Source organism: Pseudomonas protegens CHA0 (genome assembly GCF_000397205.1).
GTDB lineage: Bacteria > Pseudomonadota > Gammaproteobacteria > Pseudomonadales > Pseudomonadaceae > Aquipseudomonas > Aquipseudomonas protegens.
The window spans coordinates 1,032,998-1,058,670 of the sequence record NC_021237.1 but is presented as its reverse complement, the minus strand read 5'-3'; the positions used below and the strand labels follow the sequence as shown (position 1 = coordinate 1,058,670).

General features: G+C 63.2%; 22 protein-coding genes. 9 read left to right on the top strand and 13 right to left on the bottom strand.

The window, feature by feature from the left end:
- Positions 1 to 5: 5 nt before the first annotated feature.
- From PFLCHA0_RS04620 to pmbA, 3 genes are all read right to left on the bottom strand, one after another.
- Positions 6 to 1,382: a class II fumarate hydratase gene (locus PFLCHA0_RS04620; protein ID WP_015634159.1), complete on the bottom strand. Its 1,377-nt coding sequence runs from the start codon at positions 1,380 to 1,382 to the stop codon at positions 6 to 8.
- Complete coding sequence (locus PFLCHA0_RS04615; protein ID WP_011059260.1) at positions 1,375 to 1,770, bottom strand: hypothetical protein; 396 nt, start codon at positions 1,768 to 1,770, stop codon at positions 1,375 to 1,377. Before PFLCHA0_RS04615 ends, PFLCHA0_RS04620 begins: the two co-directional genes overlap by 8 nt.
- A 238-nt stretch (positions 1,771 to 2,008) precedes the next feature.
- Positions 2,009 to 3,355, bottom strand: a complete 1,347-nt coding sequence (pmbA, locus tag PFLCHA0_RS04610; RefSeq protein ID WP_011059259.1) for a metalloprotease PmbA — start codon at positions 3,353 to 3,355, stop codon at positions 2,009 to 2,011.
- Positions 3,356 to 3,463: 108 nt separating this feature from the next.
- On the opposite strand from pmbA, the gene yjgA reads away from it, so the two are divergent.
- Entirely contained in the window at positions 3,464 to 3,985 is a 522-nt protein-coding gene (gene yjgA, locus PFLCHA0_RS04605) for a ribosome biogenesis factor YjgA (protein WP_011059258.1), read from the top strand.
- Between the two features lie 49 nt (positions 3,986 to 4,034).
- On the opposite strand, the gene tldD is transcribed toward yjgA, so the two are convergent.
- The 8 genes from tldD to mreB form a co-directional block, all read right to left on the bottom strand.
- Positions 4,035 to 5,477 carry a metalloprotease TldD gene (tldD, locus tag PFLCHA0_RS04600; RefSeq protein WP_011059257.1) on the bottom strand — a complete coding sequence of 481 codons (1,443 nt, stop codon included), beginning with the start codon at positions 5,475 to 5,477 and terminating at the stop codon, positions 4,035 to 4,037.
- A 26-nt stretch (positions 5,478 to 5,503) separates the two neighbouring features.
- A complete protein-coding gene (locus PFLCHA0_RS04595; RefSeq protein ID WP_011059256.1) occupies positions 5,504 to 6,343 on the bottom strand; it encodes a carbon-nitrogen hydrolase family protein in 840 nt (279 codons plus the stop codon).
- A gap of 58 nt (positions 6,344 to 6,401) precedes the next feature.
- On the bottom strand, positions 6,402 to 10,205 hold the full coding sequence (locus tag PFLCHA0_RS04590; protein ID WP_015634158.1) for a YhdP family protein: 3,804 nt from the start codon (positions 10,203 to 10,205) through the stop codon (positions 6,402 to 6,404).
- A gap of 75 nt (positions 10,206 to 10,280) precedes the next feature.
- Positions 10,281 to 11,738, bottom strand: a complete 1,458-nt coding sequence (rng, locus tag PFLCHA0_RS04585; protein ID WP_011059254.1) for a ribonuclease G — start codon at positions 11,736 to 11,738, stop codon at positions 10,281 to 10,283.
- A 56-nt stretch (positions 11,739 to 11,794) separates the two neighbouring features.
- Positions 11,795 to 12,400 (bottom strand): Maf family protein, encoded by a 606-nt coding sequence (locus PFLCHA0_RS04580; protein WP_011059253.1) that lies wholly within the window; start codon positions 12,398 to 12,400, stop codon positions 11,795 to 11,797.
- A 43-nt stretch (positions 12,401 to 12,443) separates the two neighbouring features.
- Positions 12,444 to 12,935 carry a rod shape-determining protein MreD gene (mreD, locus tag PFLCHA0_RS04575; protein ID WP_011059252.1) on the bottom strand — a complete coding sequence of 164 codons (492 nt, stop codon included), beginning with the start codon at positions 12,933 to 12,935 and terminating at the stop codon, positions 12,444 to 12,446.
- Positions 12,935 to 14,032 carry a rod shape-determining protein MreC gene (mreC, locus tag PFLCHA0_RS04570; protein WP_072451275.1) on the bottom strand — a complete coding sequence of 366 codons (1,098 nt, stop codon included), beginning with the start codon at positions 14,030 to 14,032 and terminating at the stop codon, positions 12,935 to 12,937. The genes mreD and mreC overlap by 1 nt, the downstream gene beginning before the upstream one ends.
- A 142-nt stretch (positions 14,033 to 14,174) precedes the next feature.
- Positions 14,175 to 15,212 carry a rod shape-determining protein MreB gene (gene mreB, locus PFLCHA0_RS04565; RefSeq protein ID WP_002555108.1) on the bottom strand — a complete coding sequence of 346 codons (1,038 nt, stop codon included), beginning with the start codon at positions 15,210 to 15,212 and terminating at the stop codon, positions 14,175 to 14,177.
- A 211-nt stretch (positions 15,213 to 15,423) separates the two neighbouring features.
- On the opposite strand from mreB, the gene gatC reads away from it, so the two are divergent.
- The 6 genes from gatC to PFLCHA0_RS04535 all read left to right on the top strand — a co-directional run bounded on the left by gatC (position 15,424) and on the right by PFLCHA0_RS04535 (position 20,694).
- Positions 15,424 to 15,711, top strand: coding sequence for an Asp-tRNA(Asn)/Glu-tRNA(Gln) amidotransferase subunit GatC (gatC, locus tag PFLCHA0_RS04560; RefSeq protein ID WP_011059250.1), 288 nt, complete (start codon positions 15,424 to 15,426; stop codon positions 15,709 to 15,711).
- Between the two features lie 21 nt (positions 15,712 to 15,732).
- Positions 15,733 to 17,184: an Asp-tRNA(Asn)/Glu-tRNA(Gln) amidotransferase subunit GatA gene (gene gatA / locus PFLCHA0_RS04555; RefSeq protein WP_015634155.1), complete on the top strand. Its 1,452-nt coding sequence runs from the start codon at positions 15,733 to 15,735 to the stop codon at positions 17,182 to 17,184.
- A gap of 10 nt (positions 17,185 to 17,194) precedes the next feature.
- On the top strand, positions 17,195 to 18,640 hold the full coding sequence (gene gatB / locus PFLCHA0_RS04550; RefSeq protein ID WP_015634154.1) for an Asp-tRNA(Asn)/Glu-tRNA(Gln) amidotransferase subunit GatB: 1,446 nt from the start codon (positions 17,195 to 17,197) through the stop codon (positions 18,638 to 18,640).
- Positions 18,641 to 18,827: 187 nt separating this feature from the next.
- Complete coding sequence (locus PFLCHA0_RS04545) at positions 18,828 to 19,202, top strand: septal ring lytic transglycosylase RlpA family protein (protein ID WP_015634153.1); 375 nt, start codon at positions 18,828 to 18,830, stop codon at positions 19,200 to 19,202.
- Positions 19,203 to 19,252: 50 nt separating this feature from the next.
- A complete protein-coding gene (locus PFLCHA0_RS04540; RefSeq protein ID WP_026020272.1) occupies positions 19,253 to 20,317 on the top strand; it encodes a calcium/sodium antiporter in 1,065 nt (354 codons plus the stop codon).
- Entirely contained in the window at positions 20,314 to 20,694 is a 381-nt protein-coding gene (locus PFLCHA0_RS04535) for a carboxymuconolactone decarboxylase family protein (protein ID WP_011059245.1), read from the top strand. The genes PFLCHA0_RS04540 and PFLCHA0_RS04535 overlap by 4 nt, the downstream gene beginning before the upstream one ends.
- A gap of 54 nt (positions 20,695 to 20,748) precedes the next feature.
- On the opposite strand, the gene PFLCHA0_RS04530 is transcribed toward PFLCHA0_RS04535, so the two are convergent.
- Positions 20,749 to 21,690 carry an AEC family transporter gene (locus tag PFLCHA0_RS04530; protein WP_011059244.1) on the bottom strand — a complete coding sequence of 314 codons (942 nt, stop codon included), beginning with the start codon at positions 21,688 to 21,690 and terminating at the stop codon, positions 20,749 to 20,751.
- Between the two features lie 259 nt (positions 21,691 to 21,949).
- On the opposite strand from PFLCHA0_RS04530, the gene PFLCHA0_RS04525 reads away from it, so the two are divergent.
- Positions 21,950 to 23,590 carry a hypothetical protein gene (locus tag PFLCHA0_RS04525; protein ID WP_015634152.1) on the top strand — a complete coding sequence of 547 codons (1,641 nt, stop codon included), beginning with the start codon at positions 21,950 to 21,952 and terminating at the stop codon, positions 23,588 to 23,590.
- Between the two features lie 13 nt (positions 23,591 to 23,603).
- Positions 23,604 to 23,795 carry a hypothetical protein gene (locus PFLCHA0_RS04520; RefSeq protein WP_015634151.1) on the top strand — a complete coding sequence of 64 codons (192 nt, stop codon included), beginning with the start codon at positions 23,604 to 23,606 and terminating at the stop codon, positions 23,793 to 23,795.
- Positions 23,796 to 23,892: 97 nt separating this feature from the next.
- Here PFLCHA0_RS04520 and PFLCHA0_RS04515 read toward each other — a convergent pair whose 3' ends face one another.
- On the bottom strand, positions 23,893 to 25,620 hold the full coding sequence (locus PFLCHA0_RS04515; protein WP_015634150.1) for an ABC transporter ATP-binding protein/permease: 1,728 nt from the start codon (positions 25,618 to 25,620) through the stop codon (positions 23,893 to 23,895).
- Positions 25,621 to 25,673 lie beyond the last annotated feature (53 nt).

The following is a 25,673-nucleotide window of genomic DNA, read 5'->3' as shown; positions in this document are numbered from 1 at the left end:
GTGGGTTACACGCCGCCGGCAGTGAGCTTTTCCGGGTCCAGCAGGACCTCCAGCTGGCTGCGTGGCAGATCGGTATGTTCAAGGGCCACGTCGATCACCGGGCGCCCCTGCTTGTAGGCGGTCTTGGCGATCTGCGCAGCCTTCTGATAGCCGATGATCGGGTTCAGCGCCGTGACCAGGATCGGGTTGCGCGACAGCGCTTCCTTGAGCTTGGGCTCGTTGACCTTGAAGCTGGCGATGGCCTTGTCTGCCAGCAGGCGGCTGGAGTTGGCCAGCAACTCGATGCTGCTCAGCAGGTTCTGGGCAATGATCGGCAGCATCACGTTGAGCTCGAAGTTGCCCGATTGCCCGGCCACAGTGATGGTGCTGTCGTTGCCGATGACCTGGGCGGCGACCATCGCGGTGGCTTCAGGAATCACCGGGTTGACCTTGCCGGGCATGATCGACGAACCGGGCTGCAAACCTTCCAGCTCGATCTCGCCGAGCCCGGCCAGCGGGCCGGAGTTCATCCAGCGCAAGTCGTTGGCGATCTTCATCAACGACACCGCGGTAGCCTTGAGCTGGCCGGATACCGTCACCGCAGTGTCCTGGGAGCCGATCAGGGCGAAGAGGTTCTTGCCCGGGGTGAATTGCACCTGGGTCAGCTTGCTCAACTGCTGGCTGAAACGCGCAGCGAACTCGGGATGCGCATTGATTCCGGTACCCACAGCGGTACCGCCCTGAGCCAGGGATTGCAGGCTCGGCAGCAGATCCTGCAGGTGGCTGATATTGGCCTTGAGTTGCTGCGCCCAGCCCTCCAGCACCTGGCTCATGCGCACCGGCATCGCGTCCATCAGGTGAGTGCGGCCGGTCTTGATGAAGGGGTGCACCTGTACCGCCTTGCGCTCGATGACCTCCACCAGATGCACCAGGGCCGGCAGCAGTTGCTCATGCAGGGTCAGCGCGGCGCTGACATGAATGGTGGTAGGGATGATGTCGTTGCTGCTCTGGCCGCAGTTGACATGGTCATTGGGGTTGACCGGTTCACCCAGCAGGCGGCTGGCCAGGGTTGCCAGTACTTCATTGGCGTTCATGTTGGAACTGGTGCCAGAGCCGGTCTGGAAAATGTCCACCGGGAAGTGCGGCATGAAATCACCTTCCAGCAGACCCTGGGCGGCATCGACGATGGCCTTGCCCTGGGCTTCGCTGATCTGCCCCAGTTCGACGTTGGCCTTGGCCGCAGCCGCCTTGGCCAGGATCAGCGCACGGATGAAGGCTGCCGGCATGCGTTGCCCGCTGATGGGGAAGTTGTCCACCGCACGCTGGGTCTGTGCGCCGTACAGGGCCAGTTCCGGTACCTGCAGTTCGCCCATGCTGTCGCGTTCGATACGGGTATTACTCATCGGGAAATCCTTGCACCAGTTCTATCAGGGGAATGGAAGGCAGCAGCGAGCAGGTCGCCAACTGCCAGGCGTGGCTCTGCCAGCGCTTGAGCCGGCAATTGCACAAAGACAACCGCTCCATGTCGCGCAACGGCCGCCAGGCCTGGTCCAGGCACTGGCTGCGCCAATGCCAGGGCAGCGCTGTATCGGTTGCGGTATCGATCAATAAACGGAAGGAAGTTTCAGCGACGGTCCAGGCCGACATCGCGGTACAGCAGGCCAGGTAGCGGCCTTCGGCGAGGTAATGCTCGATCAGACGGGGTTCGTCCGGTTCCAGTGCGCAACGGATCTGGCGGCTCATCCAGCGCCAGCTTTCGAGGTAAGGCTGCTCGTGCAAGGCAGAACTCATGACCTGGGCTCATCGAATAATGATTTTCATTATTAAATGATATTGAGAATCAAATCAATCTGGCTTGTATGATTTTTGTCCAACTCTTATAGGGCCCGCCTTGCCGGCGAATGAGCCCTTGAGCCTGGTGCCGGATGTCAGGACGCTTTCGCTGGCAAGCCAGCTCCTACAAAAATGGCGGCCATAAAAAACGCGCCACCTCGGGGAGGTGGCGCGTTGGGGGTGAAGCTGGGCGCGGTCAGCTGCCGGCGACGGTCATGCGTTCGATCAGCACCGAGCCGGTGCGGATGTTGCTACGCAGCTCCAGGTCGTTACCCACTGCGAGGATCTGCTTGAACATGTCCCGCAGGTTGCCGGCAATGGTCACTTCCTGCACCGCGAACTGAATCTCGCCGTTCTCGACCCAGAAACCCGCCGCACCGCGGGAGTAGTCCCCGGTGACCATGTTCAGGCCATGGCCCATCAGCTCGGTCACCAGCAGGCCACGGCCCATGCGCCGCAGCAGCGCGGCCTGGTCTTCGTCGCCATGGGTGACGAACAGGTTGTGCACGCCACCGGCGTTGGCAGTGCTCGGCATGCCCAGCTTGCGTCCGGAATAGGTGCCCAGTACATAGGACACCAGCTCACCGTCCTGGATGAACGGCTTGGCGTAGGTGGCCAGGCCATCGCCGTCGAAAGCCGAACTGCCCATGGCGCGCATCAGGTGCGGGCGCTCATCGATGGTCATCCACTGCGGAAACAGTTGTTGACCCAGGGCGCCTTCGAGGAAGGACGACTTGCGGTACAGGTTGCCACCGGAAATCGCCCCGAGAAAACTGCCGAACAGGCCACCGGCCAGTTCTGCGGAAAACAGCACCGGCACCTCACAGGTCGGCACTGGACGGGCACCTAGCCGGCTGGCCGCGCGCTGGGCGGCACGCTGGCCAATGCTCACCGGGTCGGCCAGCAACTGGCCCTGGCGATTGACGTCGTACCAGTAGTCGCGCTGCATCTGGCCATCCGCCTCGGCAATCATCACGCAGCTCAGGCTGTGGCGGGTGGACGCATAACCACCAATGAAGCCGTGGCTGTTGCCATACACCCGACAGCCCTGGTGGGTGCTGAGGGTGGTGCCGTCGGCATTCTTGATCCGGCTGTCGGCAGCAAAGGCCGCTGCCTCACAGGTCAGGGCCTGCTCGATGGCTTGTTCGGGGGTGATGTCCCAGGCGTGGAACAGGTCGAAGTCCTGCAGGTCCTTGGCCATCAAGGCCGCGTCGGCAAGGCCCGAGGCTTCGTCTTCGGAGGTGTGCTTGGCAATCGCCAGGGCCGCCGCCACGGTTTCGCGAATGGCCTCGGGGCCGCTGGCAGACGTACTGGCCGAACCCTTGCGCTGGCCCAGGTAGAGGGTGATGCCAAAGCCCTGGTCGCGGTTGAACTCGACGGTTTCCACTTCCCGCTGGCGCACCGAAGTCGACAGCCCCTGCTCCAGGGACACCGCCACTTCACAGGCGCTGGCCCCCTGGCGCTTGGCCTCGGCGATGATCTGCTCGACTTGCTCCTGCAGGGCCGGCAAAGCCTGTGGGCCGACGCTTTGTGCTGCACTCATGCTGTTCTCCACTCAAATTCTGCTTTCGATTAAGGCCGGCGAGCGACCGGGCCGGACAAGCGGCCCTCGACTGGTTATCATGGCGGCGTTTCTTTGCGGACTGCCACCATGGTTGATTCTTACGACGACTCCCTCGATGGGGAGAAAAGCAAATCCCAGGTCAAACGCGAGCTGCATGCTCTGGTTGATCTCGGCGAGCGCCTTACCACTCTCAAGCCCGACTTGCTGAACAAACTGCCCCTGACCGACGCCTTGCGCCGGGCCCTGGCGGATGCACCCAAGCACGTCGCCCATATCGCCCGAAAGCGCCACCTGCAGTTCATCGGCAAGCTGATGCGGGACCAGGACACCGATGCGATTCTGCAACTGCTTGACCAACTCGATGCCTCCACCCGGCAGTACAACGAACGCTTCCATAACCTGGAGCGTTGGCGCGACCGCCTGATCGGCGGCGGCGATGACGTGCTGGAAAAGTTCGTCGGCGAGTACCCGGACGCCGATCGCCAGCAACTGCGCTCCCTGATCCGTCAGGCCCAGCATGAGCTGGCGCATAACAAGGCACCGGCCTCAAGCCGTAAAATCTTCAAGTACATCCGCGAGCTGGACGAGACTCAACGCGGCCTGCGCTGAGCCTTGCCACGGGTGAGCTGCCCTGCAGCTCACCCGACGCCCTCCCTCCTTATGCCCCAGTGCCACCCACGGTGATCGCATCGATCTTCAGGGTCGGCTGGCCGACGCCCACTGGCACCGATTGCCCATCCTTGCCGCAGGTGCCGACGCCACTGTCCAGGGACAGGTCATTACCCACCATCGATACCCGGCTCATGGCTTCCGGACCGTTGCCGATCAAGGTCGCGCCCTTGACCGGGGCGGTGATCTTGCCGTCCTCGATCAGGTAGGCCTCACTGGTGGAGAACACGAACTTGCCGCTGGTGATATCCACCTGGCCGCCGCCGAGGTTGGCGCAATAGATGCCCTTCTTCACCGAAGCGATGATTTCCGCCGGATCGCTTTCGCCACCCAGCATGTAGGTGTTGGTCATGCGCGGCATCGGCAGGTGCGCATAAGACTCGCGGCGACCGTTGCCGGTGCGGGCCACGCCCATCAGCCGGGCATTGAGCTTGTCCTGCATGTAGCCCTTGAGCACGCCGTTCTCGATCAGCGTGGTGCATTCGGTCGGGGTGCCTTCATCGTCCACGCTCAGGGAGCCGCGACGTCCGGCCAGGGTGCCGTCGTCGACGATAGTGCAGAGCTTGGAAGCCACCATCTCGCCCATGCGGCCGCTGTAGGCCGAACTGCCCTTGCGGTTGAAGTCACCCTCCAGGCCGTGGCCCACGGCTTCGTGCAGCAGCACTCCGGACCAGCCGGAGCCCAGCACCACCGGCAGGGTTCCGGCCGGCGCCGGAATGGCTTCCAGATTGACCAGCGCCTGGCGCAGGGCTTCACGGGCATAGCCCATGGCCCGATCTTCGCTGAGGAAATAGCGGTAATCGGTACGCCCGCCGCCGCCATGGCCACCGCGCTCGCGGCGACCGTTCTGCTCGACGATGACGCTGACGTTGAAACGCACCAGCGGCCGCACGTCCGCCGCCAGGCCGCCATCGGTAGAGGCCACCAGGATCCGCTCCCAGACCCCGGCCATGCTCACGCTGACCTGCTGGATGCGCGGATCCAGGGCGCGGGTTGCGGCGTCAACGCGCTTGAGCAGCTCGACCTTCTCGGCCCGGCTGATGACTTCCAGGGGGTTGTCCGGCGCATACAGCTGCGCCACGTCCTGGGTCGAGAACGCCTGCACGGTGCCGTTTTGCCCGGCCCGGGAAATCGAGCGCGCCGCCCGGGCGGCGAGGCCCAGGGCCTCCAGGGTGATGGCATTGCTGTAGGCGAAGCCGGTCTTCTCACCGGATTGCGCACGCACCCCAACCCCCTGGTCGAGGTTGAAACTGCCTTCCTTGACGATTCCGTCTTCCAGGGACCAGGACTCGGAAATCTGCCCCTGGAAATACAGATCGGCGGCATCGATGCCCGGGCCGGCCAGATCCCCCAGCACGCCTTGCAAGCTTTCGATGGTCACGCCGCCCGGGGCTAGTAGATGTTCACTGACAGAGGACAACAACCCGCTCATATGTTTTGGCCTTAAATTCGTCGTACTTATGCAAGCCGTTGCACGCCTTGCGAGAAAATGCGCCGGTGACTGAACACCGGCATCCGCGCCCGGATGGACGCCTGTTCGCTGCTGTCGCGCTCGGCCAGCAGCACGCCTTGACCTTGATCCTGTTGCGCCACTATCCGCCCCCAGGGGTCGACGATCGCCGCATGGCCGTAGGTTTCCCGCGGGCCGGGATGCACGCCGCCCTGGGCCGCCGCCAGCACATAGCACTGGGTCTCGATGGCACGGGCGCGAATCAGCACCTCCCAATGAGCCGCACCGGTGACCGCGGTAAACGCCGAAGGCGCGGTGATCAACTCGGCGCCAGCGGCGCGCAACTCGCTGTACAGCTCGGGAAAGCGCAGGTCATAACAGACTGTAAGACCGACCCTCCCCACCGGAGTATCCGCCACCACCACCCGGTCTCCATGAGCATAGTCATCGGATTCACGGTAGCGTCCGCGATTGTCCGCCACATCGACATCGAACAGGTGCAGCTTGTCGTAGCGCGCCACGAACTGCCCCTGGTCATCCACCAGCAACGAACAGGCATTGGACTTGGCCTCGGGCTGATCGACGGGGGGCAACGGCAAGGTGCCGGCCACTATCCATAACCTGAGGTCGCGGGCGGCCTGTTTCAACCATGGCAGGATCGGACCTTCGCCCAGCGCTTCGGCGCGACCAATGGCCGCCATGTCGCGGCGCCCCATGGCGGCGAAGTTTTCCGGCAGGACGGCCAGCTTTGCACCGCCGGCAGCAGCCTGTTCGAGCAGGCTCCGAGCCTGCTGCAGATTGGCCAGGACATCGCTCTGGCTGACCATTTGAATCACCGCAAGAGACATGGCGAACTCCTTGTAGGGTAGGCGGCCATGCTACTCCATAGGCGCGAATCGAGGATTCTCAAAACGGTTTGTCGAAGGTGATTTTCGGCTCTTTCCATGGGCCTTTGACGTTGTATTTGACGCTGGCGAAGCGCGCCACGCGGTCACCGATCAGCTTGTCGATCAGGAACAACGCCCCGCCCACCGCCGGCGCACCGACAATCAGCGCGGCAATCGGCAGGTTGTTGGTCACCGGCAGGGTCACCAGCAGCTTGGCGTCGACCTGGTCGGCCACCATGTCCAGGGTGCCATTGAGCTCCAGGTTGCTCGACGGCCCGGTCAGGGTGATCGGCTCGCGAGTGACGTAAACGCCATTGCTCGCCGCCAGCACGCCCCGGACCCGGTCATAGCTCAGGCCCTTGCCGAACAGGTCGGAGAAGTCCAGGCGCAGGCGACGACCGATGGAGTTGAAGTTGAGCAGGCCGAACACCCGCAAGGCCTGGGCCCCGCCCTCGACTTCGACGAACTGGCCCTTGCGCAGGGTAGCGTCCAGGCTGCCGGAGAAGCGCTTCAAGCCCACCCAGGCCGGCGAGCCCGGCCAACGGCCATCGACGTCCAGGTGAAAATCTTCACTGGTCACGGTCGGGGCGAAGCCCCAGCCCTTGAGCACGTCCGCCAGGTTCTTGCCGCCAATGCGGCCCCGGTACCAACTGTTGCTGGCACCGGCCTGGCCTTCCCAGCCGCCCTCGCCCTGCAACTGCATGCCCTTGAGGCCCAGGTCCAGGCCATTGAAGACCATGCCCCTGGACGTCGGCCGCACCTTGAGCGCCCAGCGGCCGATCAGGTCCTGGCCCTGGAACAGCTGGGCAATGGAAATATCCAGGGGCGGAACGCTCTTGGGATCCACCGAGGCCAGGGGGTCGGGCGCATTTTCATCGGCCTGCGCTGCCGGATCGGCAGCCGGCAGGCGCACGTACGCCATGTCGATGGCCATCGGCGCCGCCTTGGCATCGGGAATCCCGACCTTGCCTTTGGCCTGCTGGCTGTCGATCTGCAACTCCCAGGCAGCGGGCTTGCGCGCCAGCAACAGGTTGACCTGGTCCAGGGTGGTGCCGAAGGCACTGAGCTTGCCAACCTTGAAGTCCGCACTGCTGAGCAACTGTTTGGCGCTGCCTCCCGGGTCCTGCCCGGCGTAGCGATCCACGAGGGCTTTCCAGGGTTCCACATCCAGCTCGGAGAGAATCCCTCGTATCCGCAGCCCTTTACCCGGCGGCAGCAAGGCCGCGCCATCGCCGAGGAACAGCTCGCCCCGACCCTCGGCGAGCTTGCCGCTGGGCGCCGCAAAGGTGAAGTCGGCCAGTTCGCCGTAGTTGAACCAGTAGCGCCGCTCGGCCCCTTGCAGAGTCATGCGAAATACACTGTTGCGCCCGGTGCTGGCCGCCATGCCGAACGGCGCCGGCAGGTCCACCGCTACGCCCTTGAGACTGGAACTGACCATCAACTGGCTGTCGGCTCCGTCCAGGTTCAGTTGCAACTGGTAGGGCACCTCGCCGGACACCGGCAACGGCTGGCCGACTTGCAACCAGTCGGTAAGTTTCTTGACCGCAACCTGGCCCTTGGCAACCACTCGAGTGTTGGGTTTGCCCGGCTTGCCATCGGCGAAGATCTGCGCCGTGACCGGCCGCTCGAACGCCTGGGCACTGATGCCCTCGCCACTCAGGCCCTTGGCACTATCGAAGCGGAAATCACCCTTGAGCTGGGTCAGTTCCAGCTCAGGCTCACTGAGCTTGAGGCGCGCCTTGTCGGTCTTGAACGCCACCACGATCTTCGGCTCCTGGCCCTTGACCAGGGGAATATCCAGATCCAGCTTGCCTTGCAGCTCGCCCTCGCCATGCCAGCCGGCAAAGGTCGAGCCGGTGCCGATCGGCGCTTCCTGGAGAATTTTCACGCCATCGCCCAGGCCACCGGCAAAGGCGCCATCGATGTACATGTGGCTGTCCTGCCCGCTGGCAGCATGGGGAATGTTGACGAAGACATCCCGCACCTTGGTGTCCAGCAACTGGCCTTTGCTGGCGACGATGCGCACGCCGCTGTCTTCAATGAACACATCGCCGCTGACCTTGGTCAGGTGCGGCCAGCCCGGCTGGAACGCCAGCTCGGTGTCATGCACCTTGAAGAACAGGCTGATGCTGCGGGCGGCCTCGACGGCGTCATGGTTCAGCGAACCCTGGTACTGGAAGAAGCCCTGGTCCACCGCGCCCTTGAGGATCGCCGTGCGCAGCCATTCATCCACACCGGCGTTGAGCACCTGGGGCAGGTACTTGGCGGTGTAGCGCCCATCGCCGTCCACCAGGCCGACTCGCAGGTCCATGTAGTCTTCCTGGCTGTGGTCGAAATGCAGGCGGATCAGGAAGTCGCCGGCGATCTTGCCCTCTTCGCCCAGCACCTTCAGGTAGGGGGCAATCAGGGTGAAGCCTTCCTTGTCGAGCTTCCAGGTCAGGGTGGCGTTGGCCTGGATGTACTGCCAGGGCTTGGCGAAAATCGGGTACAGGTGCAGGGAGAAATCCTTGCTGTCCATGCGCAGCTCGCCCTTGCCCAAGTCGCCGCTGATGCTACCGCTGACATTTCGTGCTGCCGGAGCACCGTGATAGGCATCGAAGCCAACCCGGTCGAGGTTGGCAGCGAAGCTCAGGCGCTGGTCGCCACTGTTCTGGGGACGATAGTCGAGCAGCACGTTGCGCAGGCCGCCAGTGACTTTCAGTCGGTCGATGGCCGTGGCCAGGCCTTCCGGCAAGGGGGCCAGGGCATCGAGGATCGGGGTGATCGGCTTCAGGTCCAGGCGGTCGGCCTGCACATGCCAGAGTTCTTCCTGCTGCTCGGTCGCGTTGCGCTGCTGCACCTGCACACGGGATTCCCAGCGGGTCTCGCCGAGGTTCAGCGCCAGGGAGTCAAGCTGCACCTGCAGGCCCTGCTCGTCACGCTGGAAGTAGGCATTCAACGCCAGGTTGCTCAGGGACACCGGCGTGCGCTCGGCATAGGCCCCGGTGAATTGCGGGGCATTCAAGCGCAGCGTGGCGTTTTGCACCCCACCCTTGGCCCACTTCAGCCACAGCTCGCCACCCGCTTTGAGCTCGGAGAGTTTCCACTCCCGGGTCAGCCGGGCCGGCACCCAACGCGACCAGTCGCTTTGCGGCAGGCTCAGGTACAAGTCGGCCCGGGCATCGCGCCAGGCCTCGGCCCGCATCCTGGTCCGCAGGTTCATTGCCAGGGGCTGGCCGTCCGGCAGCGTCAGGCGCAGGTCCAGGCGCTGGCGGCTGGTACCGCTGCGCAGATTGAGCCCGACGTAGGTCAGGGCCACGGGCTGGTGGTCCAGAGGCTGCAAGGTGACCTGGCTGTCCAGCAGCGACAGCTCGGCAACCTGTTGCAGGCGGCCCAGCAACTGCTGGGGGTCCATCGGCTGGTCCTGTTGCACCGGCAGGCCTTCAAGCTGCCACTGGCCGTCCGCGCCCTCTTTCAGGCTCAGGCTCAGGCCGCTGAGCTCCAGGCGGCCGATCCGCAGGTCACGGGCCAGCAGGCTGCCGAGCATATCCGGCGCCACGCTCACCTGATCCAGGCGCAGCGCATTGGCGCCCTCGCCCACCTGCACGTCGTGGGCCAGCAGGATCGGCGACAAGCCGCTCCAGCGCCCCTCCAGGCTACCGATATGCACCGGCAAGCCCACGGCCTGCTGCACCTTGGCCTCGACCTCGGGCTGGTATTCGGCCACCAGCGGGGTCAGTTCCCGGCCCAGACTGACATACAAGGCAGTCGCCACCAGCGCCAGCGCACAGAAGCCAAGCCCCCAGCGAATCAGCGTGGTGAACAGGCGCATCAGCCGCTCCATTTCAGTTGGCTCCCAGGGTAAAAGTCATGCAAAAAGCTGAAGCCAGCCATTTCCACGGATGTAGAACACGCGGAATCAGAGCAGCACCACGTCGTATTGTTCCTGGGAATACATGGTTTCGACCTGGAACCTGATGGTCCGGCCGATAAAACCCTCCAGCTCCGCCACGTTGCCCGACTCTTCGTCCAGCAGCCGGTCGACCACCTTCTGATTGGCCAGCACCCGATACCCTTCTGCCTGATAAGCCCGGGCCTCGCGGAGGATTTCTCGGAATATTTCGTAACAGACGGTTTCCGGGGTTTTCAACTTGCCCCGCCCCTGGCAACTGCTGCAAGGCTCGCACAGCACCTGCTCCAGGCTCTCGCGGGTACGCTTGCGAGTCATCTGCACCAGGCCCAGCTCGGTGATGCCGATGATGTTGGTCTTGGCGTGGTCACGCTCCAGCTGCTTTTCCAGGGTGCGCAATACCTGGCGCTGGTGCTCTTCATCTTCCATGTCGATGAAGTCGATGATGATGATCCCGCCCAGGTTGCGCAGGCGCAGTTGCCGGGCAATGGCGGTGGCCGCCTCGAGGTTGGTCTTGAAGATGGTTTCCTCAAGGTTGCGATGACCGACGAAGGCCCCGGTGTTGACGTCGATGGTGGTCATGGCTTCCGCCGGGTCTACCACCAGGTAGCCTCCGGACTTGAGCGGCACCTTGCGCTCCAGGGCTTTCTGGATTTCGTCCTCGACGCCGTACAGATCGAAGATCGGCCGCTCGCCGGGGTAGTGCTCCAGGCGGTCGGCGATTTCCGGCATCAGTTCGGCCACGAACACCGTGGTCTTCTGGAAGGTTTCCCGGGAGTCGATGCGGATCTTCTCGATCTTCGGGCTCACCAGGTCGCGCAGGGTGCGCAGAGCCAGGCCCAGGTCCTCGTAGATCACATTGGGCGCGCCGATGGTCTTGATCTGCGCGCCGATCTGGTCCCAGAGCCGGCGCAGGTAACGGATGTCCATCATGATCTCATCGGCCCCGGCGCCTTCGGCGGCGGTGCGCAGGATAAAACCACCGGCCTCCTTGATGCCTTCCTGGGCCACGCAATCACTGACGACCTGCTTCAGGCGCTCACGCTCGGCTTCGTCCTCGATCTTCAGCGAGATACCGACATGGGCGGTACGCGGCATGTACACCAGATAGCGGGAAGGGATCGACAACTGAGTGGTCAGGCGCGCGCCCTTGGAACCGATGGGGTCCTTGGTGACTTGCACCACCAGGCTCTGCCCTTCGTGCACCAGAGCGCTGATGCTCTCTACCGCAGTGCCTTCGCGGGTGGAAATTTCCGAGGCGTGGATAAACGCCGCCCGGTCCAGGCCGATGTCGACGAAGGCCGCCTGCATGCCCGGCAAGACCCGCACCACCTTGCCCTTGTAGATGTTGCCGACGATCCCCCGGCGCTGGGTGCGCTCGACGTGAACCTCTTGCAGCACTCCGTTTTCGACCACCGCCACGCGTGATTCCATCGGCGTGATGTTGATCAGAATCTCTTCACTCATGGCAGTGTCTCGTTCAGGCGTGTTCATAGAGGGCCGCAGCAATCGGGTACGGCGCTTTAGCGCACTGGAAGGTTTTGCCAACAGGGTATGCCGAAATGCCCGAGCAGTTCTGCGGTTTCGCACACCGGCAAGCCGACCACCGCGGAATAACTGCCATTGAGGCCGGCGACAAACACCGCTGCCAGTCCCTGGATAGCATAGCCACCGGCTTTGTCGCAGGGCTCGCCGCTGGCCCAGTAGAGCGCGGCCTCTGCAGGCGAGATCGGGCGAAAACGTACCAGGCTGCGCACCACTCGCGACTCGCAGCGTTCACCGTCAAGCAGGGCAATGGCGGTGAACACTTCATGCTCACGCCCCGAAAGCGCCATGAGCATCTGCAACGCATCAGCCTGATCCAGCGGTTTGCCGAGAATCCGCCCATCGAGCACTACCGCGGTGTCGGCCCCCAGCACACAGGCCGGGGCCTGGGATTCACTGCTGGTGATCAGCCCGCGCCCCGCCGCAGCCTTGCCTCGGGCCAGGCGCTCGACGTAGGCGGCAGGTGACTCATCGGCTAGCGGGGTTTCATCGATGTCCGCACTGATGGCGGTGAACGGCACGCCGATCTGCGTCAGCAACTCACGCCGACGAGGCGAACCGGAAGCGAGGTAAAGCGGATTCATCAAGACATCTCCCTGTCGAGGTGCGGGCCAATGCCTGACCGAATTAATTGATTTTGAAACGTCGACGCAAGCCGCGCAGGCCGAAGCTGACCCAGGGCCACAATAAGGCACTGACCAGGGCCGGCAGCACCAGGGCCAGGGTCGGCTGGCGGTTGCCGGTCAGGGCGCTGAGCCAGAGTTGCACCAACTGCGCCAGGCCGAAGATCACCAGGATCACCAGGCTCTGCTGCCACATCGGGAACATCCGCAGGCGCTGTTGCAGAGACAGTACAAGGAAGGTGATCAGCGTCAGGATCAGGGCATTCTGCCCCAGCAGGGTGCCGTAGAGCACATCCTCTGCCAGCCCCAGGCACCAGGCAGTGACCATGCCGACCTTGTGCGGCAGGGCCAAGGCCCAGAACGCCAGCAACAGCGCCAGCCACAGCGGACGCAGGATCTCCATGAACTGCGGCAAGGGCGAGACGCTCAGCAGCAGCCCGATAAGGAAGGTCAACCAGACGATCCAGCCATTTCGCGAATAGGTGCTACCCGCCATTATTCTCTTCCTCCGGTGGTGGCCGGTGCTGCTGCCGGTGGTTTGGCAGCGGCCGGTTTCACCACAGGTTTATGGACCGGCTTGGCCGGAGCGTGAGCCGCGGGTTTGGCCGGGGTCGCCGGCGCAGCAGGAGTCGCAGTGGCGGGAGCAGCCCCGGCGTTTGCCGCCGCGGCCGGCTTGGGCACGGTGGCCGGGACCACTGGCGCGGCGCTGGCGCCCTGCTGGTCCTGGGCTTCCTGGGCCTGGGCGGCATCGTTGGCACGCTCTTCGGCGGTACGCGGATCGCTGAATACCAGCAGCAGGTAGCGGCTGCGATTCAGCGCAGCGGTGGGTACCGCCCGCACAATGGCGAACGGCTGGCCGGAGTCGTGGATCACTTCCTTGACCGTGGCCACCGGGTAGCCGGCGGGGAAACGCTGGCCCAGACCGGAGCTGACCAACAGATCGCCTTCCTTTATATCCGCGGTGTCGGCCACATGGCGCAACTCCAGGCGCTCCGGATTGCCGGTGCCGCTGGCGATGGCGCGCAGGCCGTTGCGGTTGACCTGCACCGGAATGCTGTGGGTGGTGTCAGTGAGCAGCAGTACGCGGGAGGTGTAGGGCATCAACTCCACCACCTGGCCCATCAGGCCACGGGCATCGAGCACCGGCTGGCCGAGGAACACGCCATCGCGCTCACCCTTGTTGATGATGATGCGGTGGGTAAAGGGGTTCGGGTCCATGCCGATCAACTCGGCCACTTCAACCTTCTCGTTGACCAGCGCCGAGGAATTGAGCAACTCGCGCAGGCGCACGTTCTGCTCGGTGAGGGCCGCGAGCTTTTGCATGCGCCCCTGCAGCAGCAGGTTTTCGGTCTTGAGTTTTTCGTTTTCAGCGACCAGCTCGGTACGGCTGCCGAACTGACTGGCCACGCCTTGCCATAGCCGCTGCGGCAGGTCGGTGATCCAGTAGGACTGCATCAACACCAGCGACATTTGGCTACGCACTGGCTTGAGCAGTGTGAAGCGGGCATCGACCACCATCAGTGCGACCGAGAGAACGACCAGCACCAGGAGGCGCACGCCTAATGAGGGGCCTTTGGCGAAAAGCGGTTTAATAGGCCGCTCCTCCCAGGCAAATGTTGTGTTTATTCATACGGCATCAAACCGGCCTGGATGCAGATTGACAGAAGATAAACGCCACAGGCAGCACTGCAAAGTGCTGCCTGTGAGCGCAACAGCATAGATGCAACCGGCGAAGTTATTCGCTGGAGAGCAGGTCCATGGTGTGTTTGTCCATCATTTCCAATGCACGGCCACCGCCGCGAGCGACACAGGTCAGCGGGTCTTCGGCAACGATCACCGGCAGGCCGGTTTCCTGGGCCAGCAGCTTGTCCAGATCACGCAGCAGCGCGCCACCACCGGTCAGCACCAGGCCGCGCTCGGCGATGTCCGAGGCCAGTTCCGGAGGCGATTGCTCCAGGGCGCTTTTCACCGCCTGAACGATGGTTGCCAGAGACTCTTGCAGAGCCTCCAGCACTTCATTGGAGTTCAAGGTGAAGGCACGTGGCACGCCTTCGGCCAGGTTACGGCCGCGGACGTCGACTTCACGCACTTCGCCGCCCGGGTAGGCGGTGCCGATTTCCTGCTTGATGCGCTCGGCGGTGGATTCACCGATCAGGCTGCCGTAGTTGCGACGCACGTAGGTGATGATCGCTTCGTCGAAACGGTCGCCGCCAACCCGTACGGATTCGGCGTAGACCACACCGTTCAGGGAGATCAGGGCGATTTCAGTGGTACCACCACCGATGTCCACGACCATCGAACCGCGGGCCTCTTCAACCGGCAGGCCGGCACCGATCGCAGCGGCCATCGGCTCTTCGATCAGGAACACTTCACGGGCACCGGCGCCAAGGGCCGATTCACGGATGGCGCGACGCTCAACCTGGGTGGACTTGCATGGAACGCAGATCAGCACACGTGGGCTGGGCTGCAGAAAGCTGTTTTCGTGAACCTTGTTGATGAAGTACTGCAGCATCTTTTCGCAAACGCTGAAGTCGGCGATCACGCCGTCTTTCATCGGACGAATGGCTGCGATGTTGCCCGGGGTACGACCGAGCATGCGCTTGGCCTCAGTACCAACCGCGACAACACTTTTCTGATTACCGTGGGTCCGAATGGCCACAACCGATGGTTCATTCAGGACAATACCGCGCTCGCGCACGTAAATAAGGGTGTTGGCAGTGCCCAGGTCAATGGAAAGATCGCTGGAAAACATGCCACGCAGTTTCTTGAACATGGGAAAGGGACCCTAGGCAACGCGTGGGTAAAAAAGTGCGGCAAACTCTAACAACGACAGGGATTTTGGGCAAGGCGCCAATATGTTAAATTGGCCGCTTTTCTGTGCACCAACCCCCACAATCGCGGCCATAAGACCGTAGAAATGCGGTAGTGTTCCGACAATCTAACACGCGGACGAAATCCGTTTTTGTTTTCCACTGGAGAATCCCATGGCGCTTGAACGCTCCGACGTGGAAAAAATCGCTCATTTGGCCAGCATCAAGCTCAATGAAGGCGATCTTCCACACATCACCTCCGCCCTGAACAGCATTCTCGGGCTGGTGGATGAAATGCAGGCAGTCGATACCGACGGTATCGAGCCCCTGGCCCACCCCCTGGAAGCCAGCCAGCGCCTGCGCGCAGACGTTGTGACCGAGTCCAATCATCGCGAGGCCTATCAGTCCATCGCACCAGCGGTCGAAAGCGGCCTGTACCTGGTTCCGAAAGTCATCGACTAGACTAAAGGGAAAGAGCCTGCAATGCATCACATGACTCTGGCCGAGATCGCCCGCGGCCTCGCCGACAAGAAATTCTCCTCTGTAGAACTGACCCAGACCCTGCTGGCGCGCATCGCCCAGCTGGATCCGCAGATCAACAGCTTCATCAGCCTCACCCAGGACCTGGCACTGTCCCAGGCCAAGGCCGCCGACGAGCGTCGCGCCAATGGTGAGAGCGGTGCCCTGCTGGGCGCGCCGATCGCCCACAAGGATCTGTTCTGCACCCAGGGCATCCGCACCAGCTGCGGCTCGAAGATGCTCGACAACTTCAAGGCGCCCTACGACGCCACCGTGGTCGCTAAGCTGGCCGCTGCCGGGGCCGTGACCCTGGGCAAGACCAACATGGACGAATTCGCCATGGGCTCGGCCAACGAGTCGAGCTGGTACGGCGCGGTGAAAAACCCGTGGAACCTGGAACACGTGCCCGGCGGTTCGTCCGGTGGTTCCGCTGCGGCGGTCGCTGCGCGCCTGCTGCCAGCCGCCACGGCCACCGACACCGGCGGCTCGATCCGCCAGCCCGCCGCCTTCACCAACCTCACCGGCCTGAAGCCGACCTACGGTCGCGTTTCCCGTTGGGGCATGATCGCCTACGCTTCCAGCCTCGATCAGGGCGGCCCACTGGCGCGCACCGCCGAAGACTGCGCGATCCTGCTGCAAGGCATGGCCGGCTTCGACCCGAACGACTCCACCAGCATCGATGAACCGGTGCCGGACTACAGCGCCGGCCTCAACGGCTCGCTGCAGGGCCTGCGCATCGGCGTGCCGAAGGAATACTTCAGCGCCGGCCTGGACCCGCGCATCGCCGAGCTGATCCACAACAGCATCAAGGAGCTGGAAAAGCTCGGTGCGGTGATCAAGGAAATCAGCCTGCCGAACATGCAGCACGCCATCCCCGCGTACTACGTGATCGCCCCGGCGGAAGCCTCTTCCAACCTGTCGCGGTTCGACGGCGTGCGCTTCGGCTACCGTTGCGAGAACCCGGAAAACCTGGAAGACCTGTACAAGCGCTCCCGCGGCGAAGGCTTCGGCAGCGAAGTGCAGCGCCGGATCATGGTCGGTGCCTACGCACTGTCCGCCGGCTACTACGATGCCTACTACCTCAAGGCGCAGAAAATCCGCCGCCTGGTGAAGAACGACTTCATGACCGCGTTCAACGAAGTCGACATCATCCTCGGCCCGACCACGCCCAACCCGGCCTGGAAGCTCGGCGCCAAGAGCAGCGACCCGGTCGCTGCATACCTGGAAGACGTCTATACCATCACCGCCAACCTCGCGGGCCTGCCGGGCCTGTCGATGCCGGCCGGCTTCGTCGACGGCTTGCCGGTCGGCGTGCAACTGCTCGCTCCGTATTTCCAGGAAGGCCGCTTGCTCAACGTTGCGCACCAGTATCAGTTGAACACTGACTGGCACACCCGCACCCCAACCGGCTTCTGAGGAGACACACATGCAATGGGAAGTCGTGATCGGGCTGGAGATTCATACCCAGCTCACCACTCAATCGAAGATTTTCTCCGGTAGCTCCACCGCCTTCGGTGCCGAGCCCAACACCCAGGCCAGCCTGATCGACCTGGGCATGCCCGGCGTGCTGCCAGTGCTGAACCAGGAAGCGGTGCGCATGGCGGTGATGTTCGGCCTCGCGGTTGACGCCGAGATCGGCCAGCACAACGTGTTTGCCCGCAAGAACTACTTCTACCCGGACCTGCCCAAGGGCTACCAGATCAGCCAGATGGAGTTGCCGATCGTCGGCAAGGGCCACCTGGACATCCCCCTGGAAGACGGCACCATGAAACGCGTCGGGATCACCCGCGCGCACCTGGAAGAAGACGCCGGCAAGAGCCTGCACGAAGAGTTCAACGGCGCCACCGGCATCGACCTGAACCGTGCCGGCACGCCGCTGCTGGAAATCGTTTCCGAGCCTGACATGCGCAGCGCCAAGGAAGCCGTGGCCTACGTCAAGTCGATCCACGCCCTGGTGCGCTACCTGGGCATCTGCGACGGCAACATGGCCGAGGGCTCCCTGCGTTGCGACTGCAACGTCTCGATCCGCCCCAAGGGCCAGGTCGAGTTCGGCACCCGCTGCGAGATCAAGAACGTCAACTCGTTCCGCTTCATCGAGAAGGCGATCAACAGCGAGATCCGTCGCCAGATTGAGCTGATCGAAGACGGCGGTAAAGTGATCCAGCAGACCCGCCTGTACGACCCGAACAAGGACGAGACCCGTCCGATGCGCAGCAAGGAAGAAGCCAACGACTACCGTTACTTCCCCGATCCGGACCTGCTGCCCGTGGTCATCGAGGATTCCTTCCTCGACCAGGTACGCGCCACCCTGCCGGAACTGCCACCACAGAAACGCGAACGCTTCCAGGAGCAGTTCGGCCTGTCGGTCTACGACGCCAGCGTACTGGCCACCAGCCGTGAGCAGGCGGACTACTTCGAGAAGGTCACCAGCATCGCCGGTGACGCCAAGCTCGCCGCCAACTGGGTCATGGTCGAGTTGGGCAGCCTGCTGAACAAGCAGGGCCTGGAAATCGACGAAGCCCCGGTCTCGGCCGAACAACTGGGCGGCATGCTGTTGCGGATCAAGGACAACACCATCTCCGGCAAGATCGCCAAGACCGTGTTCGAAGCCATGGCCAATGGCGAAGGCAATGCCGACGAGATCATCGACAAGCGTGGCCTCAAGCAAGTCACCGACAGCGGCGCGATCTCTGCGGTGCTCGATGAGATGCTCGCAGCCAACGCCGAACAGGTCGAACAGTACCGTGCCGCCGATGAGGCCAAGCGCGGCAAGATGTTCGGCTTCTTCGTCGGCCAGGCGATGAAAGCATCCAAAGGCAAGGCCAACCCGCAACAGGTCAACGAGCTGCTCAAGAGCAAGCTCGAGGGCTGATCGGGGTTTAACCGCAAGCGGCCCCGGCCGCTTGCGCGTGACGAGGGAGCGTGCTCCCGCTCGGTCCGACAGCGACTGCAAACCGGCCGGCGCCGCTCCAGCAAGGAACATCGCCGTCGGCTTGCGGTCTGCCAGACAGACCAGCGGGAGTACGCTCCCTCGCCACATCAACCATCGGAGCTCCCGAATGAAGCGTCTGGTTGCCACTAGCGCCCTGCTCGCTCTGCTCACTGGCTGCGCCACCAGCCACGTCATCGACCCCCGGGGTTATGACGCAACCGGCACCGCCTCCTATTACGGCGCTCGGCACCACGGCAATCGCACTGCCAGTGGCGAGCCCTTCGACCAGAACGGCCTGACCGCCGCCCACCGCGAACTGCCATTCGGCACCCGGGTACAGGTCACCAACCTGGGCAACGACAAGAGCGTCGTGGTACGTATCAACGACCGAGGCCCGCACACCCGAGGCCGCCTGATCGACCTGTCCCGCGCCGCCGCCCAACAACTGCACATGCTGCGCAGCGGAACTGCCAAAGTCCGCGTCCAAGCCCTCAGCGACTGACCCCGGGAGCCCACGCCATTACCGCTTTTGCCGAACTGCCCCTGCTCAGCCTGATCCAGCTCATCAGCGGCCTGGTGATGCTGATCGCCGGCGCCGAACTGCTGGTGCGCGCGGCCATCCGCCTGGCTGCACGCCTGCACATGCGTCCACTGATCATTGGCCTGAGCATCGTCGCCTTCAGCAGCAGCGCGCCACAAATGGCCATCAGCCTGCAGGCGACCCTGGCCGACAACACCGACATTGCCGTGGGCAGCGTGATCGGCAGCAGCATTTTCAACATCCTGGTGACCCTCGGCCTGTCCGCGCTGATCATCCCGCTGCGGGTCTCGCGGCAACTGGTGCGCCTGGACATCCCGCTGATGATCGGCGCCAGCCTGCTGGTGTTCGTGCTGGCCTACAACGAACAACTCAGCCCCAGCGACGGCCTGATCCTGCTGGCAGCCCTGGTGCTGTACCTGGGCCTGCTGTTGCGCCAGTCCCGCCATTCGCACCGCCCCCACTCACCCGCACCAGCCGGCCAGCGCAGTTGGGCACCGCGCATCAGCAGCCTGCTGATGGTCCTGCTCGGCCTCGGCCTGCTGGTCTTCGCCGGGCACTTGCTACTGGGCGCCGCCGTCTCCGTGGCCGACGACCTGGGGCTTTCCGAGCGGGTCATGGGCCTGACCGTGATCGCCGTCAGCACCTCCCTGCCCCAACTCGCCACTTCGCTGCTGGCGGCCCTGCGCGGCCAGCGCGAGATTGCCGTGGGCAACATCATCGGCAGCAACCTGTTCAACCTGCTGGGAGTGCTGGGCTTCACCGCCCTGGTGGCACCGACACCTCTTTCGGTCTCGCCCAATGCCCTGGACTTCGACCTGCCGGTCATGCTCGGCGTGGCCGTGCTGTGCCTGCCGGTGTTCTATTCCGGATACCGCGTGACCCGGGCCGAAGGCCTGCTGTTTCTGGGCTTGTACCTGGCTTACGGGCTGCATGTGGTGTCCTTCACCACCGGCATGCCTCTGGCCGGCAAGCTGGAACACCTGATGCTGTTTTTCGTCCTGCCAGCGCTAGTGGCGTTCCTGCTGTTCAGTTCGCTGCGAGCCTGGCGCCGCCAACACAAGAAGGAAGCACCATGAGCGAGAACAAGAAAAGCGGGTTGCAGATGCGTCGCCAGGTCATGGGCGATGCGTTCGTCGATCGCGCCCTGGGCAACGCCACCGAATTCACCCAGCCCTTGCAGGACTTCGTCAACGAGCATGCCTGGGGCGGTGTATGGAACCGTGAGGGCCTGCCGCTCAAGACCCGCAGCCTGATCACCCTGGCGACCCTGACCGCACTCAAGTGCCCACAGGAACTCAAGGGCCACGTGCGCGGCGCACTGAACAACGGCTGCAGTGTCGAAGAGATTCGTGAAGCGCTGCTGCATTGCGCGGTGTATGCCGGAGTGCCGGCGGCCATCGATGCGTTTCGCGCGGCCCAGGAAGTGATAGACACCTATCAGCAACCGCAGTGAACCTGCTGCCGGCTCCTACGCAATAGCCGTGCAGGAGCCGGCTCGCGGCAAAGCCTAGATCCACCCACCCCACTGCAACAGGAAAATCCCGATATTGGTGGTCACCGCCGCCATCACCGTGGTGATGACGATGATCGCCGCCGCCAGTTCGTGGTTGCCATTGGCCGCCCGGGCCATGACAAAACTGGCCGCCGCGGTGGGGCTGCCAAAGTACAGGAACAGGATCCCCAACTCCGCCCCGCGAAACCCGCACAGCCAGGCCCCCAGGGTCGCCAGGGCCGGCAGGCTGACCATCTTCAGCAAACTGGAACTCATCGCCAGCTCGCCGCTGTTGCGCAAGGCTGCCAGGGACAAGGTGCCGCCAATGCAGATCAGCGCCAGGGGCAGGGTCATCTGCGCCAGGTAGCGCCCCGAAGTTTCCAGCCAGTTGGGAATGCCGATCTGCCAGTAGGCGAACGGTGCGGCCACCAGCACACTGACAATCAGCGGGTTGCTGACAACGCTCTTGAAGATGCTCCAGGGATCGGACTTGATCACCGGGCTGTAGACCGCCAGGACGATGGTCGAGAGGGTGTTGTAGAACAGGATCACCAGGGCTGCGAGCACTGCGCCCAGGGAAATTCCGTAATCGCCGTACATGCTGGCAGCCAGGGCCAGGCCGATGATCGCGTTATTGCCGCGAAACGCGCCCTGGGTATAGATCCCGCGGTCGGCCTTGGGGCAACGCCAGATCGCCCAGCCCCAGGCCAGGCCAAAGCACGCCAGGGTGGCCAAGGAGAAATAGATCAGCACCCCGGGTTTCAACGATGAATGCAGGTCGGCATGGACAATGCCGAGAAACAGCAGCGCCGGCATGGTGACGTTAAACACCAGGGCCGAGGCCGTATGAATGAAGTTGTCGTCGATCCATTCCACCCGTTTGAGCAACAGGCCGAGCAGCAACATGGCAAAGACCGGCGCCGTGATCGTCAGGGTTTCGAGAAAAATAGCCAGCATGGGCGGGTGGACCTTGAGCCTGTCGTTAGGGCGCTAATAATAATTCAATCCGCACGCTGGCGTCTGGAGCCTCGCTTCCATGGGATCTGCCTGCCCCACGCAGTACCCAGCCTGCGGCTCCATTGCGGGGCGAAAGAAAAAATGCTGCAGCGGTGCATTCGCTTCTTGACGGGAAAACGTTTTCCTCTATGCTCGATTTAACTGTATATGCATACAGTTAAATAAGGAAATATCCCCATGACATATCAAGGAGCTAGAAATGTCAGGACTCTCTGCACAGAAGCAGCAACAGCCACAACACGCGGGCAAGATCGTCGCCGACCTGGACCGCCTGTTCAGTGAACAAGGCATCGCCATTTCCGGCGATGGCGACACCCTGGTACTGGTCGCCGATGGCCACCACACCATCAAGTACCACCGCCCGGAAGACCTGCCTCGTTCTGCACAAAAAACCACCAAGGGCCAGCCACAGCTGCGTTTCGAGGGCGGCGAACACACAGCCATCGGCGACAGCACCCTGCTGCGCTTCGTCAAGGATGCACCGGCCATCCCGGCGTGGCAGGTCGAACTGCACCTGCCTAACGGCCTGGCGCTGACCTACGGCCAGGTGGTGGCCCTGGGGGGCGACTTCTATGGCATTCCCGAGCAGCCGATCTGCGAAGGCGCAACCCCCAGTGATCGAGTACAGCGCTTTATCGCGGCGTTCAACTCCCTTGCGGTACTGCCGGCGGCGAAAGACGAAGCCCGGCAGATCCTTGCGGTGATGCAAAAGGAAATCGTCGCCGCCAACCAGGCGATCCGCGACGGCAAGCAGCCCCATGAAGCCTATGACGCCCTGGGCGACACCCTGTCCGAGGAGTGGAACAAGATAACCGGGGGCGGCAGCGTGGTATCCGCCCTGTTCCCCCTGGGGCGCTACCTGAAGCTGGCGGCCAACAACGCCGATCACTTCGGCGAGTGGGCCCTGGCTGCCTACACCGCAGGCCATACCGCAGCGCTGCAGCAAGCGGTACTGGCGGGCAAGAGCGCGGACGACAAGCAACTGGAACTGGCTTACGCAATGAACGCCTTCGCCGACCATTTCCTCACCGATCTGTTCTCCTCCGGCCACGTACGGGTGCCGCGCAAACAGGTGGCGGCAGTCGTCACCCCCAGCGACCTGGGTTCGCTGATTACCCGCTTCATGCATGACGAGGACAGCAAGTTCGGCCTGAATGTCAGCAACGCCCAGGGCGATCGCTGGCACGCCTATGGCGACAAGCGCTACTTCGACAGCGTCGACCATCGCAATCGCCAGCAAGTGAAGATGGCTGTGCAGAGTTCGGCAGACGAAATCTTCGCCAGCTACCTCAGCGGCAACCTCCCCGCACCCGCCAGCTACGCAGCCCTGAAAACCCTGCCGGACCTGAATGCCGCGAAAACCGGCAACTTCTCGCCACTGTTCGTGATGAGTGGCGACAAGGTCCTGCGCCGCAGCGACGTCAACAACCTCAATGACAGCAAGACCATCGACAACTGGTGGGGCTGGAGCACCTACCTGCTGCTGCAGAACTACAGCCCGAACAAGCCGACCGGCTACCTGGAAACCCCCAGCGCGGTTCCGGTGATCCTCGCCGATGGCTGGCAGAGCCACAGCCCCAGCGAACCCAACTGGCTGCCAGGCCACGCGGTGCGCTACGCCCTCAGCGAAACCAACGGGTTGAACGAGTCCTACATCGGCCCCTGGTCGGCCTATGTGGAACTGAGCGACAGCTTCCAGCCAACCCTGAGCATTCCGGCCGGTACCAGCAACAGCAGCGCCACCGGGCGCAATGTGTTCCGCCAGTTCCGTGGTGGTTCACCGGAGCTGGTGGGCTCCATCGACAAGAACGCCAGCCACTTCATCGACAGCAACGCCTGATAAGGAGATCACCATGGCTATCAACCTGAAACTGCAACTGGCCTCCGGCCAGTCTCTCAAGGATGCACCACTGGAGCTGCTGCTCAACGGCGCCCCGATCGCCCGAGCCAGCGTGGATGAACATGGCAACGTGGCCTTCAACGCGAAGCCGGGCAGCGGCCAGTTGGCCGTACGTGTGGACCGTTCGATCCTGCACCAGGGCTGATCGCGGTCTGTAGGAACGGCTCGCTCGCGAAACGGCCCAGCGCCCTTGCACCGGCGGTGCAAGGGCGCTGGGCTTGAGGCTAGCGCTCGGCCCTCCGTCAGGCCGTAAGAGTCTGCTCTTGCAGATGCCCCTGCTCGATACGAACGAGCCGTGGATGGAAGCGCTTGAGGCTGCTGCGATGGCCGACGCTGACAATGCTCAGGCCCGGCAACTGATCGATCAGCGCCTGATACAAGGTGGCTTCGTCCTCTTCGTCCATGGCCGAAGTGGCCTCATCCATGTACAGCCACTGCGGTGCATAGAGCAGGGCCCGGGCAAAGGCCAGGCGCTGCTGCTCGCCCGGCGACAACATGCGCTGCCAGTGATTGCTCTCGTCCAGGCGCGCCACCAGATGGGGCAAGCGGCAGGTTTCCAGGACCTGTGCATAACGCTCCTGGGGGTAGCTGTCGCCAGACTGTGGATAACTCAAGGCTTCGCGCAGGCTGCCAATGGGCAGATAGGGCTTTTGCGGCAGGAACAGGTAACGCCGGTTCGGCAGCAGGATGCTCCCGTGCCCGGCCGGCCACAACCGGCCCATGGCCCGCAGCAAGGTACTCTTGCCGCTGCCGGAACGGCCGCTGAGCATGAGCCGCTCACCTGGATTCACGGTCATTTCGGCGCCGGCCAGCAGATGCCGGCCATCGGCCAGGTCCAGGCCCAGGTCACGTACGCACAATTGTTCGCCCTGATGCTGCACGTCGATAGCCGGGGGCCGTTCTTCGTTATCACTCATGGCCTGGCGGAAACTCAGCAGACGATCACAGGTGGCGCGCCAGGCCGCCAGGTCCGAATACGCACTGATGAACCAGCTGAAGTTCTCCTGAACGTTCCCGAATGCCGAGTTGATCTGCATCAGCTCACCCAGCTCGATCTTGCCGGAAAAGTACCGCGGGGCAGCCACGATAAAGGGGAAAATGATCGCAATCTGGCCATACCCGGCGGTGAAGAAGGTCAGGCGCTTGGAGACCTTCATGATGTCCCAGAAGTTGTGCCAGACCTTGCCGAAACGGCTGCTCAGACGCTGGTTCTCGTTCTTCTCGCCGTCATACAGGGCAATGCTCTCGGCATTCTCCCGTACCCGCACCATGGAAAAACGCAGGTCGGCTTCGAAGCGCTGTTGCTGGTTGTTGAGGCCGATCAGGCGGCGCCCGATCAAGTGGGTCAGCCAGCTGCCGACAGCGGCATAGACCAGCGCGCACCAGAACATGTAGCCGGGAATGGTGTAGCCGAACACCTCGATACTGCCGGACACCCCCCACAGGATGATCGAGAAGGACACCAGGCTGACAATGTTGCGGATCAGCCCCAGGCCCAGGGACAGCGTATTGCTGGTAAAGCTGTTGAGGTCTTCGGAAATCCGCTGGTCCGGGTTGTCGGTGTAGCCGCCCTGCTCCAGCTGGTAGTAGTTCTTGTGGCCCAGCCAGCGGGCAAAGTGCTTCTCGGTGAGCCAGGCCCGCCAGCGGATGGTCAGCATCTGGGTCAGGTACAGGCGGTACACCGCCCCCAGGATCGCCACCGCGGCAATCCCGCAGAAATACAGGATCAAGTGCCAGAACGCCGCTTCGTCCTTTTTCTGCAAGGCGTTGTAGAAGTCCTTGTACCAGCTGTTGATCCACACCGAGATGGCCACGCTGAACAGCGACAGGCCGATCACCGCAACCAGCAACAGCCAGGCCTTGCCCTTTTCCTCACTGCGCCAGTACGGCGTGATCATGGCCCAGACCCGGCGAAAGAATTGCCCGCGCACGGCATCGTTGACCGCGGAGTATTCAGCGTTCTGATTCATCGTTGAGGCTCGATAGGAAGAAGGGCAAGCGTTGAGCCGATCATAGTAGATCG